Raw genomic sequence first — 22,137 nt, 5'->3', positions numbered from 1 at the left:
AGGCAAAAGCTCAAGTGCAGGCAATGCTGTGTTTGGTGGTGACGGTTGGCGCCTATGGTCTGTACAACTTTGCCGTGAGCCGGCTGCCCGCCAATCAGGCCTCGGCGTTCGTCAACTTGATTCCGCTGTTTACCTTGCTGTTTGCGGTGCTGCTGCTGGGCGAGCGGTTGACTGGCCAGCAAGTATTCGGTGCGACCTTGGTGTTTGCCGGCGTGGCGCTGAGCCAGTGGCGCAGCCGAATGCCCGTGTCTGTGGCGGGGATTTTGGATTGAGGAGTGTCGCATGAGTGATAGTCATCGTTGGACTCGCGAATCGATCCGGCTGATTGAGGCCGATTTTCAGCGCAGTGCCGATACCCATCTGATCCCGCTGAAGCTGCCAGGCTTTGCTGGGATTGATCTGTACTTCAAGGATGAATCTAGCCATCCCACGGGCAGCCTTAAACATCGATTGGCGCGTTCGTTGTTTCTGTATGCGTTGTGTAACGGCTGGTTGCGGCCTGGGGCGCCGGTGATTGAGGCGTCGAGCGGTTCGACTGCGGTGTCGGAGGCCTACTTTGCCCGCTTGTTAGGCTTGCCATTTATCGCGGTGATGCCGGCCAGCACCTCGCCGGAGAAGATTGCGCAGATTGCCTTTTACGGCGGCAAGAGCCATTTGGTCGCCGACCCCACGCGCCTGCACGCCGAGTCACAACGCTTGGCGGCTGAACACGGCGGACACTTTATGGATCAGTTCACCTACGCCGAACGGGCTACCGACTGGCGGGCGAACAACAACATCGCCGAATCGATCTACCAGCAAATGCGCCATGAGCCTCATCCTGAACCAGCCTGGCTGATTTCCAGCGCGGGCACCGGCGGTACCCTGGCCACCCTCGGCCGTTATGTACGTTATAGCCAGCATGCCACCCGCGTGCTCTGCGCCGATGCCGAGCATTCGGTATTTTACGACTGCTACCGCACCGGTGATCGCAACCTGACTTTGGCTTGCGGCTCGCGCATCGAGGGCATTGGCCGGCCGCAGGTGGAGCACTCGTTTATGCCGCATGTGCTGGATGCCATGTGCCGGGTGCCGGACGCGCTGTCGTTAGCCAGTATGCATTATCTGAGTCGGCGCCTGGGGCGACGGGTGGGCGGCTCCAGTGGGACCAATCTGCTCGGCGCTTTGCTGGTGGCGCAACGCATGCAGGCTGCCGGTGAACAAGGGTCTTTGGTCGCGATTCTCTGCGATGGCGGTGAGCGCTATGCCAGTACCTATTACGATCAGGCTTGGCTTGCGCAACAGGGTTTTGATCTTGAACCCTTGATTGAACAGGTGGCGGCCTGCGCCGAGACGGGCGCGGCGCTGCCAGCGGACTTTGCTGACAGCGCGATTTGGCGTTACTAGCGCCGAGGCCTGTGGTTCGTAGGGTGGGCTTCAGCCCACCCTAGAGAGGTTTCACAGACCGACGGCGCGCAGGTCCAACTTCCCGTCTTTTAGCGGCGGGCACCAGAAGTAGCTGCCGGTTAGCGGCCGGGTGAACTGGAACAGGCCATCAACAATGCCATCTTCAGCGCCGACCATGCGCTTGAGTTGCGCCTCGAACGCTGCGACCGAACAGCCAAAGGCGCTGAACATAAAACCGGCTTGACCGGCGCTGGCCCAGGGCATCGAGCGGCGCAACACGAAGGCTTCCGGTTCGAAGCTTTCTTGGGCGGTGCGCTTGACGTGGGCTGACTCGGGGGCTTCCTCGAGTTCTTCGTTATCGCTTTTGCGCCGGCCGATGGCGTGATCCTGGGCCTGGTCGGACATGGCCTCAAATGCAGGCAGGTCATGCAACCATTGCTGCAGGGCGACAAAGCTGCCGCCATCCAGGCCCGCGCCTTGATCCTTAACAATGGCTGCGGTCAGCGCCGCCATCCCGACCGGATTTTCGGTGCCGTCTTCATAGCCGGTTAGATCCAGGCCGGTTTTGTACTTGAAGGCCTCGACTTGCTGCTCAAGCACAAAGGCGCCGGCCAGGGCCTGCTCAATTTTGCGCGTCAGGTGAATCAGCTCGCCGCGCTCATCCTCACGCAGCCAGCAACACAGGGCGCTGGGGGTGGCTGGAATGTCGCAGCCGGGCACGGCCATGTCGCAGCCGGGCAGGGCGTAGCTGGGGAAATCATGCAGGCCGTCGATGGCGTGATCGAGGGCGAGCACCAGCGATTGGCCCAGGCCGACCACGACGCGCGTGCCGTCCGCCAATTGGCTCAGGCGTTGCAACGCCGCCGGCAGACCGGCATTCGGCAGCGCATGGAAAAACAGGTAGCTGGCGAACTTGGGGATGGGCGCCAGTATGCCCGGCTGTACATTATTCATCGAAGCTCCTTGGCGGGCCTGTTGGTCGGCTATTGCTGGCCGCCGCGCTTGTGGCGCGGCGGGATGATTAAGCGATTAACCAGCGGCAGTTTGTTGCGCCAGTATATCCAGCGCCACGGCTTCGGCGATGCGCACGCCATCCACCCCAGCTGAGAGAATCCCGCCGGCATAACCGGCGCCTTCACCGGCCGGGTACAGGCCTTTGATGTTGAGGCTCTGCAGGTTGTCGCCACGGGTGATGCGCAGTGGTGAGGAGGTGCGGGTTTCGATGCCGGTGAGCACCGCGTCATGCATGGCAAAGCCGCGAATTTGTTTTTCGAAGGCCGGCAAGGCTTCGCGGATCGCCTCGATGGCAAACGCCGGCAAGGCGCTGGCCAAATCGACCAGGTGTACGCCGGGTTTGTAGGAGGGCTCGACACTGCCAATCGCAGTGGAGGCGCGCCCGGCAATAAAGTCGCCGACCAATTGCGCCGGCGCCTCGTAGGTGCTGCCGCCCAGTGCATAGGCGTGGGACTCCAGGCGCTCTTGCAGCTCGATGCCGGCCAGCGGGCCACCGGGGAAGTCCTGCTCAGGGGTGATGCCGACCACGATGCCGGCGTTGGCATTGCGCTCGTTGCGCGAGTACTGGCTCATGCCATTGGTGACCACCCTGTTCGGCTCGGAGGTGGCCGCCACTACGGTGCCGCCCGGGCACATGCAGAAGCTGTAGACCGCCCGGCCATTTTTGGCGTGGTGCACCAACTTGTAGTCGGCGGCGCCGATTTTCGGGTGGCCGGCAAATTTGCCCAGACGGGCGCGGTCGATCAAGGATTGCGGGTGCTCGATGCGAAAGCCCACCGAGAACGGCTTGGCCTCCATGTACACGCCACGGGCATGCAACATGCGGAAGGTGTCGCGGGCGCTGTGGCCCAGCGCCAGCACCACATGCCGGCTGTGCAGCTGTTCGCCGCCGGCCAGCTCCACGCCGCAGAGTTGCTCGCCGTCCAGCAGCAGGTCGGTGACTTTTTGCTCGAAGCGCACTTCACCGCCCAAGGCTTCGATCTGGTGGCGCATATGCTCGACCACGCCAGTCAGGCGGAAGGTGCCGATATGGGGTTTGTTGACGTAGAGAATTTCCTCCGGCGAGCCGGCCAGGACAAACTCATGCAGCACCTTGCGACCCAGGTGCTTGGGGTCTTTGATCTGGCTGTAGAGCTTGCCATCGGAGAAGGTGCCGGCGCCGCCTTCGCCAAATTGCACGTTGGATTCAGGGTTGAGCACATTCTTGCGCCACAGGCCCCAGGTGTCCTTGGTCCGCTCACGCACGCACTTGCCGCGCTCGAGGATGATCGGCTTGAAACCCATTTGCGCCAGCAGCAGGCCGGCAAAAATCCCGCAGGGACCAAAGCCCACCACAATCGGGCGTTCGCTCAACTCGGCCGGTGCCTGGGCGACGGGTTGATAGCGGGTGTCGGGGGCCGGGCCGAGGTGGCGGTCGTCGCCGAACCTGGCCAGCAACTCGGCCTCGTCGCGCACGCTGAAATCGATGGTGTAGATAAAGCACAGCTCGGCGGATTTTTTGCGCGCATCGTAGCTGCGCTTGAACAGGCTGAAGTCCAGCAGCTCCTCGGGTTCAATCCCAAGCCTGGCCAGCAGTGCCGGACGCAGGGCTTCTTCGGCGTGGTCGATGGGCAGTTTCAGTTCGGTAATGCGCAGCATGGCGATAATCCAGAGTGGGCCGGTGGTAACCCGGCAGTGTTGAGCAAGGCGGCGATTATAAGGGGTATGCCCTTCCTAGTTGTTGGAAAACCGTCCGGCTATGGCTGCGAACTTGCGCAGCCACGGCCCAGCGTCTAGCGGGCCGTTGAAAAATGTAGCGAGCGACGGCTAGTGCGACGCCCGTTCCTGCGGGCTAGCTGCATTTCCCACATCCATGTGGGTCACAAGGCGAAAACAGCCGCAACGTAGCGAAGCGTAGTAACAGCCGCAGGCTGGCCCATAGGGCGAGCGCAGCGAGTCAAAAGCGCAGTTTACTGGTCGTAAATGAGCATTTGATTCGCTTTGCTCACCCCTTCGGGGCCGCGTTAAAGCGCGTTCAACCGTTGGTTGTGAGGCTGATTTCAACGCCGCATAGCCGAGCGCAGTAGTTTTTCAACGGCCTGCTAGCGGCAGGCTAGTCGCCAGGACTTCAGGTCCAGGCGTTTATACAGCGCATCAAAGTTCATCGCGTTTGCGGCGGCGCAGACCTTGGTTTTATTGCCTTGGTATTCGATTTGGAAAACCGGTTTGTTGGCCGCGATAAAGGGGCTGAGCAAGTTGCACTCCTGGTACTGGGCGCATTGTTCATTGATGGCGAAGTCAAAGTGTGGGACCAGCTCGGCAATCTGGTTTAGATCGTTTTTCAAACCCACGGCTAAGCCGCGCGCGTGGGCGTTTTCCGCCAGCCATTTATTGTAATAAAGCTGGTTTTCGGCAGTCAGCGGGAAGCCCGGTGTATTGGTATAGCCATCGACGTTATCGGGCTCAACGCCGTCGCAGTGCTTGGCTTTGGCCAGATCCAGGCGCGCGGCCATGATCGGCCCGAGTACATCGATACGGCGAATATCCAGCCAGCGTTCGCCCGGCCAGTCGGCGAGCGGGTTGCCCAAAACGTCGGGGGGAAAGGCGCTGGCATCACTGCGCCAATCTTCAAAGGTGCCCGCGCTGAAGTAGCAAATCACTTTGATGCCGCGCGTGTGCAGGGTGTTGATCACGGATTGCGGCGTATCGTACAAGTCGAGGTTGTACATCTGTACTCGATGGCTGGTGTTGATGCTGCCCTGCAACTGGATTTGCCAGCTGGTGCCTGGCTTCGGTTGCCACCATGTCGGCGCTGTCGCTGCGCAGGCTGAACTCGAAAACAGCATCCCGGCCAGCAGGGCGAAAACAGGTTTTTGGGATTTCATGATGGTTCACCGTCAGGCACGTGAGTTGAGTGGTCATGCTGCTCGGGCAGCTGTGCGTTGAGATTAAAACTGACGGGGGCTGTGGTGGGTGTGATCAAGGTCGCAGCCAGGCCAGCAATACATCCAGCATGCGATTGGCGAAGGCCCATTCGTTGTCGTACCAGGCCAGCACCTTGACCAGATCGCCTTGCACGCGGGTGTGGTTCAGGTCGACCACGCAGGAGCTTGGGTAGCCGTTAAAGTCGCAGGACACCAGTGGCAGCTCGTTACATTCCAGTACGCCAAAGGGCAGGCTTTTGGCGCTTTCTTGCAGGCCGGCATTGATCGCCTCGCGAGTGGTCGGGCGCTCGCTGCTGAAGGTTAGATCGAGCAGCGAGACATTCGCAGTTGGCACCCGAATCGCCAAACCGTCCAGGCGGCCGGCCAGGCGTGGCAGCACCAGGCCGATGGTCTTGGCCGCGCCGGTGCTGGTGGGGATCATCGATTGCGCGGCGGCGCGGGCTCGGTAAAGGTCATGGTGGCTCTTATCGAGCAGGCTTTGGTCGTTGGTGTAGGCGTGTACGGTGGTGATCAGACCGTGGCGAATGCCGACCGCTTGGTCCAGCACCATCGCCAGCGGGGCCAGGCAGTTGGTGGTGCAGGAGGCGTTGGAGACTATCTGTTGGTTACCCAACAGCTGATGATTGACGCCATAGACCACGGTCAGATCGGCGTTTTCCAACGGGTGCGAGAGCAGCACTCGCGGCGCGCCGGCGGTCAGGTGCTGCTCGACTTGCAGGCGTTTTTTCAGCTTGCCGGTGCACTCCAGCACCACGTCAACGCCGAGCCGGTCCCAGGGCAGATTGATTACTTCGCGTTCGTGCAGCAGGCGTATCGACTGGCCGTTCACCTGCAGAATGTCATCGTGCAGGCTGACGGCGCCCTTGAAGCGGCCGAAGGTAGAGTCAAAACGGGTCAGGTGGGCGAGGCTGGCAAAGTCGCCCAGGTCATTGATGGCTTCGATGTGCAGCTTGGTTTCCAGGCCGCGGTCAAATACCGCCCGCACCAGCGCGCGACCGATGCGTCCGTAACCATTGATGGCAATGCGCAGCATGATCAATCTCCCGAAAGGCTCCAAGCCTTAGCATAGGCAGCCCCCGGGAAGTTGCTGGAAGTCAGTCTTGGCGAGCGCCGCCGTAATACGCGCAGCCGCGCATTACTTTGCCATCCAGGCGCAACTCTGCGCTCAGGTGCTGGACGGCGCCGCTCATGCTGTCGACGCAGCGCTGCGGTGCGACCCAAAGCTCCAGGTACTGGCCGTTGGCGTCGCTGCTCAGGCTAAAGCGGCCCTCGGGCAGCTGCTCCTCCAGGTAGGGCAGTACCAGCGGCTCTTGGCCTGGGCGCTCGAGAATCAGGCCTTTGCTGTTGGCATTGATCACCCAGTCCGGCTCATGGCCGCTGGCGCGCAGGGTCAGGCGCTTGAAGTTAAGGTCGTTGCAGCTCTGACCCTGGTTTTGAATGCGGTACAGGCGCGTCAGATTGATCTGCCCATCGTTGCCCGGCACCTTGCTGGCGACCAACTGGCCCTGCAGGTCGGCAAACAGCGTGCCTTTGCCATCGTTCAGCAGCGCCACCGACTCTTGCAGCAGGCCGGTGCCGGCGCTGTCTTCGAGAATAAAGCGGCGTTGTTCCTGACAGGGGCGAAACTGCAGGCGGTTATCGACGGCGCTCAACTCACCCTGCATGCGCACGGCCGGCACCACGACTGGCTCAGGTTCTGCGCTGAACATTTGGCAACCGGCAAACACCGGCACTAGGGCCAGGAGTAGAAAACGGACGCTGGGCATGGCGCTGGGCATAGTGGCTCTCCAGAAAAGGATCGCCACGGTACCGGGCGCCACCGCCTAGCTCAAGTGCCGGTTGCGTCCTAGCAGCCTGTCGGGCTTAGGACTGTCCTACTGCGGAAAAGCCGGATTTGGTCATTTTCCGCGCTCTTTTTCGTTAAAGAGAGCGACTATTCGCCTCAAAAGAGCGCAAAAATTGCCTCAAACCGGTCTTTCCCTCGCTACGGACGCCTAAGCCCGACAGGCTGCTCGCCGGTTGTTGCGCCGCCGCTAAAAGGCCCGGTAGACCTGGCCGGTTTGCGCACCTTCGACGCTTTTCGCGAAGGCCAGCGCCGCAATTGCGGCCGCTACCGGCTTGAAACCTCGGAAGTAAGGGCCGTAGCTGGGCAAGGATTCTTCAACCACGGTTGGGCTGACGCTGTTGATCCGCAAGCCGCGTGGTAGCTCGATGGCGGCGCCACGCACGAAACCATCGATGGCGGCGTTGACCATGCTGGCCGAGCTGCCGTAGCGGATCGGATCGTCGCTGAGCACCCCGGAGGTCAGGGTAAAGGAGGCGCCGTCGTTGGCGAACTCGCGGCCGATCAAGACCAGATTGACCTGTCCCATCAGTTTGTCTTGCAGGCCGATGGCGTAGTGCTCGGCAGTCATCTCGGCCAGTGCGCCGAAGTGCAGTTTGCCGGTGGCGCTGATCAGCGCATCGAACGCACCGGTCTGCTCAAACAGCCGGCGAATCGAGGCCGGCTCGGTGATGTCCACCTGCAGCTCGCCGCGGCTGTGGCCGACGCGAAGGATTTCATGGCGTTCTTGTAATTGCTGGTCGATGGCGCTGCCGAGAGTGCCGCTGGCGCCGATCAAAATAATTTTCATGGAGTTGCTCCTGAAGATGGGGTGGGGTTGTTGATGGCTCCAGTGTAGAGGCATGATTGGCGTTGATAAGCCGGCTAATGGGAAACCTTTGGTTTCCAATAGGAAACAATCATGGGCGAGTGCTATGAGCGAAATTGATGATCTGGCTGCCTTTGCCGTACTGCTGGAAGTCGGCAGTATTACCCACGCCGCCGCGCGCCTAGGTTGCAGCAAGGGGCAATTGTCCAAGCGAATGCGCTTGTTGGAGCAAGGTTTAGGCGTGACGCTGCTGCAGCGCAGCACCCGCAGTTTGACCCTGACCAGCGCCGGCAACGCCTTGTTGCCGGAAGCGCAGGCATTGTTGGTGCAGGCGCAACGGGCGCGGCAAACCCTGGCACGGTTGCAAGAGGAGGTCAGCGGCACGGTGCGCATCACCCTGCCGGTGTCGCTGGGGGAGAGCTTTTTCGATGGATTGCTGCTGACCTTTGTCCAGCAGTATCCCCAGGTGCGTGTCGAGCTGGATCTGAATAACGATTACCGCGACATGATCGCCGACGGTTTCGATCTGGCCATTCGCAGTGGCGTGGACAGCGATGCGCGCCTGGTGGCCACGCCGCTGTTTGCCATGCAGGAACTGACTTGCGCGAGCCTCGCTTATCTCGCCCAGCATGGCGAGCCACACAGCCCAGAGGAGTTAAGTGCCCACAGTTGCCTGGTGAACAGCCATTACCGAGGCCCGGAAGAATGGCTCTACCACCGTCAGCACCAGCTCAGCCGGGTGAAAGTCGCCGGCCCCTTGGCCAGTAATCACTACAGCTTGCTGAAAAATGCGGCGCTGGCCGGCGCCGGTATCGCCCGGTTGCCGTCCTATATGTTGCACGCGGAGTTGGCCGATGGGCGCTTGCGCTGGCTGCTGCGCGACTACCAGACCCGCAGCATGCCAACCTTTTTGGTCCACCCCTATCAGGGCGGCTTACCCAAGCGCACCCAGGTGCTGGCCGACTATTTAGTGCAGTGGTTTCGCAGCAGTGGCGAGGTGTTGCAAGGCTTGGGGGTTATGGATGGCGGTGTGAGCGGCGCCGTACAGTAGCGCTTGGCGCTGTTTTAACTGGGTTTTGCATCCAGCCAGTAACCCGTGCAGGGTCTGAAATTTACGCGATCTAGGATTGTTTCAAAGCCAATAAAAAGGCTGCCTGAACGGCAGCCTTTTTATTGCTCGCAACCCTTATGTGCGATCTTTCAGCGCGGACATATCACGCTGTGGGTAGCCGGTGTAAAGCTGGCGTGGACGGCCAATTTTGTACGGGCTGGAGAGCATTTCTTTCCAGTGAGAGATCCAACCAACGGTGCGCGACATGGCAAAAATCACGGTGAACATGCTGGTTGGAATGCCGATGGCTTTCAGGATTATGCCCGAGTAGAAATCGACGTTCGGATACAGGTTGCGCTCTTTGAAGTACGGATCGTTACGCGCAATTTCGTCCAGCTTCATAGCCAGTTCGAGTTTTGGATCGTTGATCCCTAGCTCAGCCAGCACTTCGTCGCAGGTCTTTTTCATGACCGTGGCGCGTGGATCGAAGTTTTTGTAAACGCGGTGACCAAAGCCCATCAACTTGAACGGGTCGTTCTTGTCTTTGGCTTTGGCGATGTACTTCTCGATATTGGAAACATCACCAATTTCGTCGAGCATGCTCAAAACGGCCTCGTTAGCGCCGCCGTGGGCTGGGCCCCAGAGTGCAGCGATACCGGCAGCGATACAGGCGAACGGGTTGGCGCCAGAAGAGCCAGCCAAGCGTACGGTCGAAGTCGAGGCGTTTTGTTCGTGGTCGGCGTGCAGGATAAAGATTTTATCCATGGCCTTGGCCAGCACCGGGCTGATCGGTTTGATCTCGCACGGGGTGTTGAACATCATATGCAGGAAGTTCTCTGCATAGCTCAGGTCATTACGCGGATACATCATCGGCTGACCCATGGAATATTTATAAACCATGGCGGCAATGGTCGGCATCTTGGCAATCAAGCGGACTGCCGAAATTTCACGATGCTGAGCATTATTGATGTCTAGCGAGTCGTGATAGAACGCCGACAGCGCGCCAACTACGCCACACATGATCGCCATTGGGTGGGCGTCGCGACGAAACCCGTTGAAGAACGACTTCAACTGTTCGTGCACCATGGTGTGGTTTTTAACGGTGTTAACAAACTTCTCTTTTTCGGCTGCATTTGGCAGTTCGCCGTTTAGCAGCAGATAACACGTTTCCAAATAATCTGACTTATCGGCCAGTTGTTCGATTGGATAACCGCGGTGCAATAAAATGCCTTTATCACCATCGATATAGGTGATTTTGGATTCGCATGAGGCGGTCGACATAAAGCCAGGATCGAACGTAAAACGGCCCGTGGCGGTGAGCCCGCGCACGTCAATTACATCGGGACCAACGGTGCCGGTTAAAACGGGCAGTTCGACGGGGGCCATGCCCTCGATGATCAACTGCGCTTTTTTATCAGCCATGTGTGGCCTCCTAATTATGCTTAAAATCATCAACTGCCCCCCACGAAGGGCCCGCACCACTATAGTGGCATAAATTCTAATGTCAATTTGCTAGAACCTAGCTGGCAAGGGCTTTGCGGCTTGTTTTGCGAAGTTTTAAAGCGCCATTTACGGCATTTTTGCAGTGAGCGCAATGCGCTGTTCGGAGTGGGTGTTTGCGTTGTCATTGCAATCTTGACTGTCTATACTCGGCGTCCGGCCGCCAGGGGCTTTAGCGCCTGCATTCTGGATGTCGGCACTCCCTGGGTGGTGGGTAACTGACCTGCACACTTCCCGACAACTTTGCCCTGATTGTTAGGGGCTCTCAGTGTGAAACTAAGCCGTGAAAAGCCAACGACCTGTAAATTTAGACCTTAGGACGATTAAGCTCCCAATCACTGCCTACACGTCCATTCTTCACCGCGCCTCAGGCGTCATTCTCTTTGTTGGACTTGCGATAATGCTTTATGCGCTCGACAAGTCGCTGGCATCCGAGGAAGGCTTCGCGCAGGTGAAAGCGTGTATGACCAGTCCACTCGCCAAGTTGGTGATTTGGGGTCTGCTCTCCGCTCTGCTGTATCACTTGGTGGCCGGTTTGCGCCATCTGATTATGGACATGGGTGTCGGTGAAACGCTGGAAGGCGGCAAGCTGGGCTCGCAAATCGTTCTCGCCGTTTCTGCGGTGATAATAGTGCTGGCTGGGGTGTGGATATGGTAACTAACGTCACGAACTTCTCGCGTTCAGGCCTCTATGACTGGATGGCTCAGCGGGTTTCTGCAGTTGCTCTGGCAGCTTACTTCCTGTTCTTAATCGGGTTTCTGCTGGCTAATCCCGGCTTGAGCTACGCCGATTGGCATGGTCTGTTCGCCCACACTTCTATGCGTATTTTCAGTCTGTTGGCTTTGGTGGCACTTGGTGTGCACGCCTGGGTTGGCATGTGGACAATTTCCACCGACTACCTGACGCCGATGGCGCTGGGTAAGTGGGCGACTGTTGTACGGTTTCTCTTTCAAGGAACGTGTGGCGTTGCCATGTTTACGTTCTTTGTTTGGGGTGTGCAGATTCTTTGGGGTATCTGAGTCATGGCTAACATAAGTACGCTTTCCTTCGACGCCATCATTGTTGGCGGCGGTGGTGCTGGCATGCGCGCCGCACTGCAACTGGCTCAAGGCGGCCATAAGACCGCTGTAGTCACCAAAGTATTTCCAACCCGTTCGCACACTGTTTCGGCTCAAGGTGGCATCACCTGCGCCATCGCCTCGGCTGATCCACAAGACGACTGGCGCTGGCACATGTACGACACCGTCAAGGGTTCCGACTATATCGGCGACCAGGACGCCATCGAATACATGTGTTCGGTTGGTCCAGAAGCGGTGTTCGAGCTTGAACACATGGGCCTGCCATTCTCGCGTACCGAGCAGGGCCGCATCTACCAGCGCCCGTTCGGTGGTCAGTCGAAAGACTATGGCAAGGGGGGGCAAGCTGCCCGTACCTGCGCCGCTGCCGACCGTACTGGTCACGCACTGCTGCACACCCTGTATCAAGCCAACCTGAAAGCCAACACCGTATTCCTCAACGAGTGGTACGCGGTTGATCTGGTGAAGAATCAGGATGGCGTCTTCGTTGGCATCATCGCCATCTGCATTGAGACTGGTGAAACCTCCTTTATTCGCTCCAAGGCCACTGTTTTGGCCACCGGTGGTGCGGGTCGCATCTACTCGTCAACTACCAACGCCTTGATTAACACCGGCGACGGTATTGGCATGGCCTTGCGCGCTGGCGTGCCGGTGCAAGACATCGAAATGTGGCAGTTCCACCCAACCGGCATCGCCGGGGCTGGCGTGCTGGTTACTGAAGGTTGCCGCGGTGAAGGCGGCTATCTGATCAACAAGCACGGCGAGCGTTTTATGGAGCGTTACGCGCCAAACGCCAAAGACTTGGCCGGTCGCGATGTGGTTGCTCGTTCGATGGTCAAAGAAATCATCGCCGGTAACGGCTGTGGCCCAGACGGCGACCATGTGCTGTTGAAGCTCGATCACTTGGGCGAAGACGTGCTGCACAGCCGCCTGCCAGGTATCTGCGAGCTGTCGAAGACCTTCGCCCACGTCGACCCAGTGACCGCGCCGGTACCTGTAGTGCCGACTTGCCACTATATGATGGGCGGCGTGCCGACCAACATTCATGGTCAGGCCATCACTCAAGATGCTAACGGCAACGATAAAATCATCGACGGTCTGTTTGCCGTTGGCGAAGTGGCTTGCGTGTCGGTCCACGGCGCTAACCGTCTGGGCGGCAACTCGTTGCTCGACTTGGTGGTATTCGGCCGTGCGGCGGGTCTGCACTTGGAAAAATCCCTGCGCGAAGGCGTTGATCAGCGTGCTGCCAGCACCACCGATATCGACGAAGCCATGGCTCGTTTGAACGGTCTGAACACCCGTACCACCGGTGAAGACGTGGCATCGCTGCGTAAAGAACTGCAAAGCTGCATGCAGAACTACTTCGGCGTGTTCCGCACCGGCGAATACATGCAAAAAGGTATCGCCCAGTTGGCGGGTCTGCGTGAACGCATCGCTAACGTCAAAATCAACGACAAGAGCCAGGCATTCAACACCGCGCGGATCGAAGCGCTGGAGTTGCAAAACCTGCTGGAAGTGGCTGAAGCCACAGCCATTGCTGCCGAGGTTCGTAAAGAATCCCGCGGTGCCCACGCTCGTGAAGACTTCGAAGATCGCGATGACGAAAACTGGCTCTGCCACTCGCTGTACTTCCCTGGCGAGAAGCGCGTGAGCAAACGTGCGGTCAACTTCGCACCGAAGACCGTGCCGGTGTTTGAACCGATGATTCGGACTTATTAAGGGTGGCCGCAATGTTGTTAGTTAGTGTTTATCGCTACAACCCGGATCAAGACGCCGCACCCTTTATGCAGGATTTTCAAGTCGATACCGGTGGTAAAGACCTGATGGTGCTGGACGTGCTGGCGCTGGTTAAGGAACAAGACGAAGGTTTCTCCTATCGTCGCTCCTGCCGTGAGGGTGTTTGTGGCTCCGACGGCATGAATATCAACGGTAAAAATGCGCTGGCTTGCGTCACGCCATTGTCGGCCGTGGTTAAAGGCAACAAATTAGTCGTGCGTCCGCTGCCGGGTTTGCCGGTTATTCGTGACCTCGCAGTTGATATGAGCATCTTCTACAAGCAATACGAGAAGGTGCAGCCGTTCTTGCAGAACGATACGCCGGCGCCCGGCATTGAACGTCTGCAATCGCCCGAAGAGCGGGAAAAGATCGATGGTCTGTACGAGTGCATTCTGTGCGCGTGCTGTTCGACTTCTTGCCCGTCCTTCTGGTGGAATCCGGACAAGTTCCTCGGTCCAGCGGCGTTGCTGCAGGCTTATCGCTTTTTGGCCGACAGTCGCGACACCAAAACTGCCGAGCGTCTGGCTGCTTTAGACGATCCGTTTAGTGTGTTTCGTTGCCGCGGCATCATGAACTGCGTCAGCGTTTGCCCTAAAGGTCTTAATCCGACCAAGGCAATCGGCCACATTCGCAACATGTTGCTGCAGTCGGCTACCTGATTATTGTTTGGTTTTAACCGCAACACACCACGGCTCTGGGGTTACTTTCAGACCGTGGTTTAAAGAGAGCGCAGCTCACAAAGCCGCGCTTTTATATGTCGAAAATATGACGACCAGCAGGGGCATCCGGGCTGGTACCCGGACTATCTGCAGGATCCGTGGTGGCTCTTACCTAGTCGCTACTCTAGGCCTAAGTTTGTGCCGTGCTGCGTATCTACGCCGATGGTGTCCCCTTACCGAGGGTGACCGAGCATGCAAGAAAGCGTGATGCAGCGCATGTGGGACAGTGCCCACCTATCCGGTGGTAATGCTGCCTACGTGGAAGAGCTCTATGAGCTTTACCTGCACGATCCTAACGCTGTGCCAGATGAATGGCGCACCTATTTCCAGAAGTTGCCGGCTGACGGCAGTTCTGTCACCGACGTTTCGCACTCAACCGTGCGCGATCACTTCGTTCTATTGGCCAAAAACCAGCGCCGCGCCCAACCGGTGTCTGCTGGCAGCGTAAGCTCTGAGCATGAAAAGAAGCAGGTAGAAGTCCTGCGGCTGATTCAGGCTTACCGCATGCGCGGGCACCAAGCCGCAACGCTTGACCCTTTAGGCTTATGGCACCGCACCGCACCCGATGATTTGTCGATTAATCATTACGGTCTGACCGCCGCCGATCTGGATACCACCTTCCATACTGGCGGGCTGTGTATCGGTAAAGAAGAAGCGAGCTTGCGCGAGATTCACGATGCGTTACGGCAAACCTATTGCCAAACCATCGGCGCTGAATTTACCCATATCGTCGACTCCGAGCAGCGTAAGTGGTTTCAGCAGCGCCTCGAAAGCGTGCGCGGCCGACCACAGATTTCCGCTGAGGTGCAGAGCCATTTACTTGAGCGCTTAACGGCTGCTGAAGGTTTGGAAAAATACCTCGGCACCAAGTACCCGGGCACCAAACGCTTTGGTTTGGAAGGCGCCGAGAGCTTGATCCCGATGCTCGATGAAGTGATCCAGCGTTCGGGCTCCTACGGCACTAAAGAGATCATCATCGGCATGGCCCACCGTGGCCGTTTAAACGTGCTGGTGAACACCTTCGGCAAGAATCCGCGGGATTTATTTGACGAGTTTGAAGGCAAGAAGAAAGCCGAGCTTGGCTCCGGCGACGTCAAATATCACCAGGGTTTCTCCTCCAATGTGATGACCAGTGGCGGCGAAGTCCACTTGGCGATGGCGTTTAACCCATCCCACTTGGAAATTGTCTCACCCGTGGTTGAGGGCTCGGTACGCGCTCGACAGGATCGCCGTCTGGATGCCACCGGTGACATGGTACTGCCGGTATCGCTGCACGGTGACGCGGCGTTTGCCGGTCAAGGCGTGGTGATGGAAACCTTCCAGATGTCGCAGACCCGTGGTTTTAAAACGGGCGGCACCATCCATATCGTCATCAACAACCAAGTCGGCTTCACCATCAGCAACCCGGAAGACTCGCGCTCCACCGAGTACTGCACGGACGTTGCCAAGATGATTCAAGCGCCGATTTTGCATGTTAATGGTGATGATCCGGAAGCCGTGTTGTTTGTCACGCAACTGGCAGTCGATTACCGCATGCAGTTCAAGCGTGACGTGGTGCTTGACCTGGTTTGCTACCGCCGCCGCGGGCATAACGAGGCTGATGAGCCGAATGGCACCCAGCCAATCATGTATCAGCAGATCGTTAAGCAGCGGACCACGCGCGAGTTGTATGCCGAAACATTGGTTCAGTTTGGCAGCCTCGATAACGAGAGCGTACAGGCCAAGGTGGATGAATACCGCAACGCGCTGGATAACGGCTTGCACGTGGTTAAAAGCCTGGTTAAAGAGCCCAATAGCGAGCTGTTCGTCGATTGGCGCCCGTACCTGGGTCACGCCTGGAATGCCCGGCATGACACCCGCTTTGAGCTGAAAACCCTGCAGGAACTGGCGGCTAAGCTGCTGGAAATTCCGGACGGTTTTATCGTTCAGCGACAGGTCTCGAAGATCCTCGAAGACCGGCAAAAAATGACCGCCGGCGCCTTGCCGATCAACTGGGGTTACGCCGAAACTTTGGCCTACGCGACCCTGTTGTTCGAAGGCCATTCAATCCGCTTAACCGGTCAGGATGTTGGCCGTGGCACCTTCTCGCACCGTCACGCGGCGCTGCACAACCAGAAGGATGGCTCGACCCATATCGCCTTGCAGCACCTGTTCAAAGATCAACCCCGCTTCGATCTGTATGACTCGCTGCTGTCGGAGGAGGCCGTGCTGGCCTTTGAGTACGGTTACTCAACCACCACGCCGAATGCCTTGGTGATTTGGGAGGCGCAGTTCGGCGACTTTGCCAACGGTGCCCAGGTGGTGGTCGATCAGTTCATCACCAGTGGTGAGCACAAGTGGGGCCGTTTGTGCGGTCTGACCATGTTGCTGCCACACGGTTATGAAGGGCAGGGGCCAGAGCACTCATCGGCACGCCTTGAGCGTTACTTGCAGCTATGCGCCGAGCACAACATTCAGGTGTGTGTGCCAACCACCCCGGCGCAGGTCTACCATATGCTGCGTCGCCAGGTGATTCGCCCGCTGCGTAAGCCTTTGGTCGCATTGACGCCTAAATCGTTGCTGCGGCATAAGATGGCTATCTCGACACTGGAGGAGTTGGCCGAAGGTTCGTTCCAGACAGTAATAGGTGAGACTGATCCGCATGACGCGAAGAAGGTCGAGCGGGTCGTGCTGTGCAGCGGCAAGGTCTATTACGACTTGCTGGAAAAACGCCGCAACGAAGGCCGCGAAGACATCGCTATCGTCCGTTTGGAGCAGCTGTATCCGTTCCCGGAAGAGGATTTGGCGGAAGTCTTAGCGCCCTACAAAAACCTCAAGCACATTGTTTGGTGTCAGGAAGAGCCAATGAACCAGGGCGCTTGGTATTGCAGTCAGCATCACATGCGGCGGATCGCCACTGCGCACAAGAAAACCTTGTTTCTTGAGTACGCCGGCCGTGAGGGCTCGGCAGCACCGGCCTGTGGTTATGCCTCGATGCACGCGGAGCAGCAGGCCAAACTGTTGCAAGACGCTTTTACTGTTTAACGCCCTCGTCCAGAACGAACCGAATTTAAGGAATTACACACAATGGCTATCGAAATTAAAGCCCCCACTTTCCCCGAGTCGATTGCCGACGGCACCGTAGCCACTTGGCACAAGCAGCCGGGCGATGTTGTTAAGCGCGATGAGCTGCTGGTTGATATCGAAACCGATAAAGTGGTTTTGGAAGTGGTTGCGCCGGCGGACGGTGTGTTGGTTAAAGTGCTGAAAAATGAAGGCGACACCGTGCTCTCCGCAGAGCTGATTGCTTTGGTTGAAGCCGGTGCCGTTGGCTCAACTTCGGTCGCCGCGCCGCTGGTTGCCGCGCAAGCCGCAGCCCCGAGCACTTCGGCTGAGCTGCTGGCAGCACCTGCTGCACGTAAATTGGCCGAAGAAAACGGCATCGACATGAGCCTTATCGCCACCACCGGCAAAGATGGCCGGGTGACCAAAGAAGACGTGGTTGCCGCCATTGCCGCGAAAAAAGCCGCCCCTGTTGCGGTGGCTAAACCAGTTGCTGCAACCGTTGCCGTGGTGCAAACGGCGGCCGGTGAACGGGTCGAAAAACGCGTTCCCATGACCCGCGTGCGGGCTACCGTTGCCAAGCGTCTGGTTGAAGCTCAATCGAACATGGCGATGCTGACCACCTTTAACGAAGTCGACATGACCGAAGTCATGGCCCTGCGTTCGAAGTACAAGGACCTGTTCGAGAAATCCCATAACGGCGTACGCCTGGGCTTTATGTCGTTCTTCGTGAAGGCGACCACCGAAGCGCTGAAACGCTTCCCGGCGGTCAACGCTTCGATCGACGGTACCGACATCGTTTACCACGGTTACGCCGACGTGGGTGTTGCCGTGTCCAGCGACCGTGGCCTGGTGGTTCCGGTGCTGCGTAACGCAGAACTCATGAGCCTGGCTGAAATCGAAGGCGGCATCGCCACCTTCGGCAAGAAGGCCCGCGACGGTAAGCTGTCGATGGACGACATGACTGGCGGCACCTTCACCATCACCAACGGTGGTACTTTCGGCTCGATGATGTCGACGCCGATTGTTAACCCGCCGCAAGCAGCGATCTTGGGCATGCACAACATTCTGCAGCGGCCAATGGCGATCAATGGTCAGGTGGTTATCCGGCCAATGATGTACCTGGCGCTGTCCTACGATCACCGTTTGATTGATGGCAAGGAAGCCGTGACCTTCCTGGTCACCATCAAGAACTTGCTGGAAGATCCGGCGCGTTTGCTGCTGGATATCTAAGCCAGTTCTTTGTCGGCGGCCTCCACCAGAGACCGCCTGGTTTTACCCGAGAAGGAAAGAGTTATGACGCAGAAATTCGACGTGGTAGTGATAGGTGCCGGTCCCGGCGGCTATGTGGCTGCCATCAAGGCCGCGCAACTGGGTCTCAAAACCGCCTGTATCGAACGTTATCAAGACAAAGACGGCAAAGTTGCCCTCGGTGGTACCTGCCTGAACGTCGGTTGTATTCCATCGAAGGCATTGTTGGATAGCTCGTATAAGTATCACGAAGCCCACGTTGGTTTTGCCATTCACGGCATCGAGGCCACCGGCGTGACTATGGATGTGCCCGCCATGGTTGCGCGCAAAAATAGCATCGTGAAAAACCTCACCGGTGGTGTAAGCACCCTGTTGAAAGCCAATGGCGTGACCCTGCTGGAAGGTCACGGCAAGCTGTTGGCGGGCAAACAAGTTGAAATTACCGGTTCCGATGGCAAAACCCAAGTAGTTGAAGCCGCCAACATCATCATCGCCTCGGGCTCGCGGCCTATCGATATTCCACCGGCGCCGGTTAACCACGACACCGTGGTCGACTCCACTGGTGCGTTGGATTTCCAGTCAGTACCGAAGAAACTCGGGGTAATTGGTGCCGGCGTTATTGGCCTGGAGTTGGGTTCGGTGTGGGCCCGTTTGGGCGCTGAAGTGGTGGTGCTGGAGGCGCAAGACAAGTTCCTGCCATCGGCCGATGATCAGATCGCCAAAGAAGCCTTGAAGATTCTGACCAAGCAAGGCTTGAACATTCGCTTGGGCGCCCGGGTTACCGGCTCGGAAGTGAAGAAGAAGCAAGTCATCGTTAGCTTTATCGACGCTGAAGGCGAGCAAAAGCTGACCTTTGATAAGCTGATTGTGGCGGTTGGCCGTCGTCCAGTGACGCAAGACTTGCTCGCCAGCGACAGCGGCGTAACTCTGGATGAGCGTGGTTTCATCTTTGTTGATGATTACTGCGCCACCAGCGTTCCAGGCGTATATGCAATCGGCGACGTGGTGCGTGGGCCAATGTTGGCGCACAAGGCTTCAGAAGAAGGCGTAATGGTTGCCGAGCGTATCGCCGGGCACAAAGCGCAGATGAACTACGACCTGATTCCTGGCGTGATCTACACCCATCCGGAGATCGCGTGGGTAGGCAAAACCGAACAAGCCCTGAAGGCTGAAGGCGTTGAAATCAACGTCGGCACCTTCCCATTCGCGGCCAGTGGCCGGGCAATGGCGGCCAACGATACTGCCGGTTTTGTCAAAGTAATTGCCGACGCCAAAACCGACCGCGTTTTGGGTGTGCACGTGATTGGCCCGAGCGCTGCCGAACTGGTGCAGCAGGGTGCAATTGGTATGGAGTTTGGTACCAGCGCCGAAGACTTAGGCATGATGGTTTTCTCCCATCCAACCTTGTCGGAAGCCTTGCACGAAGCTGCTCTGGCGGTGAATGGCCACGCCATTCATATGGCCAACCGTAAAAAACGTTAATTGAAAAAGCGTAAAAATAATAATAAACGCGGCTAGCGGACTGCGGTGAGTCTTGAGTTCAAGATTCACCGTGGAATGATTGTCGTACTGTTCTGATCACGCAAAGTAGTCCCAGGTGGCGCCGCGTCACAAGCGCAGCGCCGTATGCGCAATACTTAAACGAAGACGGTAGATAAGCATGAATCTCCACGAGTATCAGGGTAAGCAGCTGTTTGCTGAATATGGTTTGCCGGTGTCTATTGGTTTCGCGGTAGACACCCCGGAAGCGGCCGCCGAGGCCTGCGATAAAATTGGTGGCACCGAGTGGGTGGTTAAAGCCCAGGTGCATGCCGGTGGTCGCGGCAAGGCGGGTGGCGTTAAGCTGGTTCGCAATAAGGACGAGGCCAAGGCCTTTGCCCAGCAATGGTTGGGTAAGCGTCTGGTGACTTATCAGACTGATGCTGCGGGTCAGCCGGTAACCAAGATTCTGGTTGAGTCCTGCACCGACATCGCCAAAGAACTGTATCTGGGCGCTGTGGTTGATCGCTCTAGCCGCCGTATTGTGTTTATGGCCTCCACCGAAGGTGGCGTGGACATCGAGAAAATCGCCCACGACACCCCGGAAAAAATCCTTAAAGCCACGATTGATCCGCTGGTTGGCGCGCAACCTTACCAAGGTCGTGAGCTGGCATTTCAGCTGGGTCTGAAGGGCGATCAAGTTAAGCAGTTCACCCATATTTTTATCGGCTTGGCGAAGTTGTTCCAAGACTACGATCTGGCCCTGCTGGAAGTGAATCCGCTGGTAATCAAGGCGGACGGCAATCTGCATTGCCTGGACGCCAAGATCAACATCGACGCCAACGCCATGTACCGCCAGCCAAAACTGCGCGCCATGCACGATCCATCGCAAGATGATCCGCGTGAGGCTCACGCCGCCAAGTTCGAACTCAACTACGTGGCTTTGGATGGCAACATCGGCTGCATGGTTAACGGTGCAGGCCTGGCCATGGGCACCATGGATATCGTCAATCTGCACGGTGGTAAGCCAGCCAACTTCCTCGATGTGGGCGGCGGCGCAACCAAAGAGCGGGTTACCGAAGCGTTCAAGATCATCCTGTCCGACAGCAATGTTGCGGCCGTATTGGTCAATATCTTCGGCGGCATCGTACGTTGCGACATGATTGCCGAAGGCATCATCGGCGCAGTCAAAGAAGTCGGCGTGAAGATTCCGGTGGTCGTGCGTCTGGAAGGTAACAATGCAGAACTCGGCGCTAAAGTGCTGGCTGAAAGCGGTTTGAATATTATCGCGGCCACTAGCCTGACCGATGCCGCTCAACAAGTTGTCAAAGCTGCGGAGGGCAAATAATGAGCGTCCTGATCAATAAAGACACCAAAGTTATCTGCCAGGGTATTACCGGTTCGCAAGGTAGTTTCCACACCCAGCAAGCCATCGAATACGGCACCCAGATGGTTGGCGGCGTGACACCAGGCAAGGGCGGCACCACGCACCTGGACCTGCCGGTGTTCAACACAGTGAAAGACGCGGTAGCTGCCACTGGCGCCACTGCCAGCGTGATCTACGTACCGGCACCGTTTTGCAAGGACTCGATCCTGGAAGCGGCGTTCGGCGGCATCAAGCTGATCGTCTGCATCACCGAAGGCATCGCGACGCTCGATATGCTGGAAGCCAAGGTTAAGTGCGACGAGCTGGGTGTGGTGCTGATCGGCCCTAACTGCCCAGGCGTTATCACTCCAGGCGAATGCAAGATCGGCATCATGCCAGGTCACATTCACTTGCCAGGCAAGGTCGGGATCGTTTCGCGTTCCGGCACCCTGACCTATGAAGCGGTCAAGCAGACCACTGACGCAGGTTTCGGTCAGTCCACGTGCGTGGGCATCGGTGGTGACCCGATTCCGGGTTCCAACTTCATCGACATCCTGAAATTGTTCCAGGCCGACCCAAAGACCGAGGCGATCGTGATGATCGGTGAGATCGGCGGTTCCGCTGAAGAAGAAGCGGCGGCCTACATCAAGGCTCACGTGACCAAGCCGGTGGTGTCCTATATCGCCGGTGTAACTGCTCCGGCAGGCAAGCGTATGGGCCACGCCGGCGCGATCATCTCCGGCGGCAAAGGCACAGCGGATGAGAAGTTCGCCGCCCTGCAAGACGCCGGGGTGAAAACCGTGCGTTCGCTAGCTGACATCGGCAAAGCCTTGGCCGAGCTGACCGGTTGGGCGATTAAGTAAAACCTCGCGGTCGCACACATTAGGCCACCTTCGGGTGG

The 22,137-nt window shown here is 57.9% G+C and carries 18 protein-coding genes and 1 pseudogene; 12 read left to right on the top strand and 7 right to left on the bottom strand.

Annotated elements, in window-relative coordinates; all coding sequences use genetic code 11:
• Positions 1-26 precede the first annotated feature (26 nt).
• Both Q8R10_RS17195 and Q8R10_RS17190 read left to right on the top strand, forming a co-directional pair.
• Positions 27-272 (top strand): annotated as a pseudogene (locus Q8R10_RS17195) (EamA family transporter); the annotation flags it as partial.
• 10 nt (positions 273-282) lie between these two features.
• Entirely contained in the window at positions 283-1,386 is a 1,104-nt protein-coding gene (locus Q8R10_RS17190; RefSeq protein ID WP_305655068.1) for a PLP-dependent cysteine synthase family protein, read from the top strand.
• A 51-nt stretch (positions 1,387-1,437) separates the two neighbouring features.
• Here Q8R10_RS17190 and Q8R10_RS17185 read toward each other — a convergent pair whose 3' ends face one another.
• The 6 genes from Q8R10_RS17185 to Q8R10_RS17160 form a co-directional block, all read right to left on the bottom strand.
• Positions 1,438-2,340: a Dyp-type peroxidase gene (locus Q8R10_RS17185; protein WP_305655067.1), complete on the bottom strand. Its 903-nt coding sequence runs from the start codon at positions 2,338-2,340 to the stop codon at positions 1,438-1,440.
• 75 nt (positions 2,341-2,415) lie between these two features.
• Complete coding sequence (locus tag Q8R10_RS17180; RefSeq protein ID WP_305655066.1) at positions 2,416-4,038, bottom strand: NAD(P)/FAD-dependent oxidoreductase; 1,623 nt, start codon at positions 4,036-4,038, stop codon at positions 2,416-2,418.
• 443 nt (positions 4,039-4,481) lie between these two features.
• Positions 4,482-5,264, bottom strand: coding sequence for an endo alpha-1,4 polygalactosaminidase (locus Q8R10_RS17175; protein WP_305655065.1), 783 nt, complete (start codon positions 5,262-5,264; stop codon positions 4,482-4,484).
• Between the two features lie 94 nt (positions 5,265-5,358).
• Complete coding sequence (gene gap / locus Q8R10_RS17170) at positions 5,359-6,357, bottom strand: type I glyceraldehyde-3-phosphate dehydrogenase (protein ID WP_305655064.1); 999 nt, start codon at positions 6,355-6,357, stop codon at positions 5,359-5,361.
• A gap of 61 nt (positions 6,358-6,418) precedes the next feature.
• A complete protein-coding gene (locus Q8R10_RS17165; RefSeq protein WP_305655148.1) occupies positions 6,419-7,090 on the bottom strand; it encodes a COG3650 family protein in 672 nt (223 codons plus the stop codon).
• Between the two features lie 267 nt (positions 7,091-7,357).
• Positions 7,358-7,957: a short chain dehydrogenase gene (locus Q8R10_RS17160; protein WP_305655063.1), complete on the bottom strand. Its 600-nt coding sequence runs from the start codon at positions 7,955-7,957 to the stop codon at positions 7,358-7,360.
• A gap of 124 nt (positions 7,958-8,081) precedes the next feature.
• On the opposite strand from Q8R10_RS17160, the gene Q8R10_RS17155 reads away from it, so the two are divergent.
• Complete coding sequence (locus Q8R10_RS17155) at positions 8,082-9,026, top strand: LysR family transcriptional regulator (RefSeq protein ID WP_305655062.1); 945 nt, start codon at positions 8,082-8,084, stop codon at positions 9,024-9,026.
• 135 nt (positions 9,027-9,161) lie between these two features.
• On the opposite strand, the gene gltA is transcribed toward Q8R10_RS17155, so the two are convergent.
• Entirely contained in the window at positions 9,162-10,448 is a 1,287-nt protein-coding gene (gene gltA, locus Q8R10_RS17150) for a citrate synthase (protein ID WP_305655147.1), read from the bottom strand.
• A 361-nt stretch (positions 10,449-10,809) separates the two neighbouring features.
• Between gltA and sdhC the strand changes: the two genes are divergently transcribed.
• From sdhC to sucD, 9 genes are all read left to right on the top strand, one after another.
• The gene (gene sdhC, locus Q8R10_RS17145) at positions 10,810-11,184 is read left to right on the top strand and encodes a succinate dehydrogenase, cytochrome b556 subunit (protein ID WP_305655061.1); all 375 of its coding nucleotides are present in this window, start codon (positions 10,810-10,812) and stop codon (positions 11,182-11,184) included.
• Positions 11,178-11,546 carry a succinate dehydrogenase, hydrophobic membrane anchor protein gene (sdhD, locus tag Q8R10_RS17140; RefSeq protein WP_305655060.1) on the top strand — a complete coding sequence of 123 codons (369 nt, stop codon included), beginning with the start codon at positions 11,178-11,180 and terminating at the stop codon, positions 11,544-11,546. Before sdhC ends, sdhD begins: the two co-directional genes overlap by 7 nt.
• 3 nt (positions 11,547-11,549) lie before the next feature.
• Positions 11,550-13,322, top strand: a complete 1,773-nt coding sequence (gene sdhA / locus Q8R10_RS17135) for a succinate dehydrogenase flavoprotein subunit (RefSeq protein ID WP_305655059.1) — start codon at positions 11,550-11,552, stop codon at positions 13,320-13,322.
• 11 nt (positions 13,323-13,333) lie between these two features.
• Complete coding sequence (locus Q8R10_RS17130) at positions 13,334-14,038, top strand: succinate dehydrogenase iron-sulfur subunit (RefSeq protein ID WP_305655058.1); 705 nt, start codon at positions 13,334-13,336, stop codon at positions 14,036-14,038.
• 252 nt (positions 14,039-14,290) lie between these two features.
• Entirely contained in the window at positions 14,291-17,122 is a 2,832-nt protein-coding gene (locus Q8R10_RS17125; RefSeq protein ID WP_305655057.1) for a 2-oxoglutarate dehydrogenase E1 component, read from the top strand.
• A 42-nt stretch (positions 17,123-17,164) separates the two neighbouring features.
• Complete coding sequence (odhB, locus tag Q8R10_RS17120; RefSeq protein ID WP_305655056.1) at positions 17,165-18,373, top strand: 2-oxoglutarate dehydrogenase complex dihydrolipoyllysine-residue succinyltransferase; 1,209 nt, start codon at positions 17,165-17,167, stop codon at positions 18,371-18,373.
• Positions 18,374-18,436: 63 nt separating this feature from the next.
• Positions 18,437-19,873 (top strand): dihydrolipoyl dehydrogenase, encoded by a 1,437-nt coding sequence (gene lpdA / locus Q8R10_RS17115; protein WP_305655055.1) that lies wholly within the window; start codon positions 18,437-18,439, stop codon positions 19,871-19,873.
• A 178-nt stretch (positions 19,874-20,051) separates the two neighbouring features.
• Positions 20,052-21,218, top strand: a complete 1,167-nt coding sequence (gene sucC, locus Q8R10_RS17110) for an ADP-forming succinate--CoA ligase subunit beta (RefSeq protein WP_305655054.1) — start codon at positions 20,052-20,054, stop codon at positions 21,216-21,218.
• On the top strand, positions 21,218-22,099 hold the full coding sequence (gene sucD / locus Q8R10_RS17105) for a succinate--CoA ligase subunit alpha (protein ID WP_305655053.1): 882 nt from the start codon (positions 21,218-21,220) through the stop codon (positions 22,097-22,099). Before sucC ends, sucD begins: the two co-directional genes overlap by 1 nt.
• Positions 22,100-22,137: the final 38 nt, after the last annotated feature.

Source organism: Pseudomonas sp., from assembly GCF_030698175.1.
Taxonomy (GTDB): Bacteria; Pseudomonadota; Gammaproteobacteria; order Pseudomonadales; family Pseudomonadaceae; genus Aquipseudomonas.
This window is presented reverse-complemented; position numbering and strand designations above follow the sequence as displayed.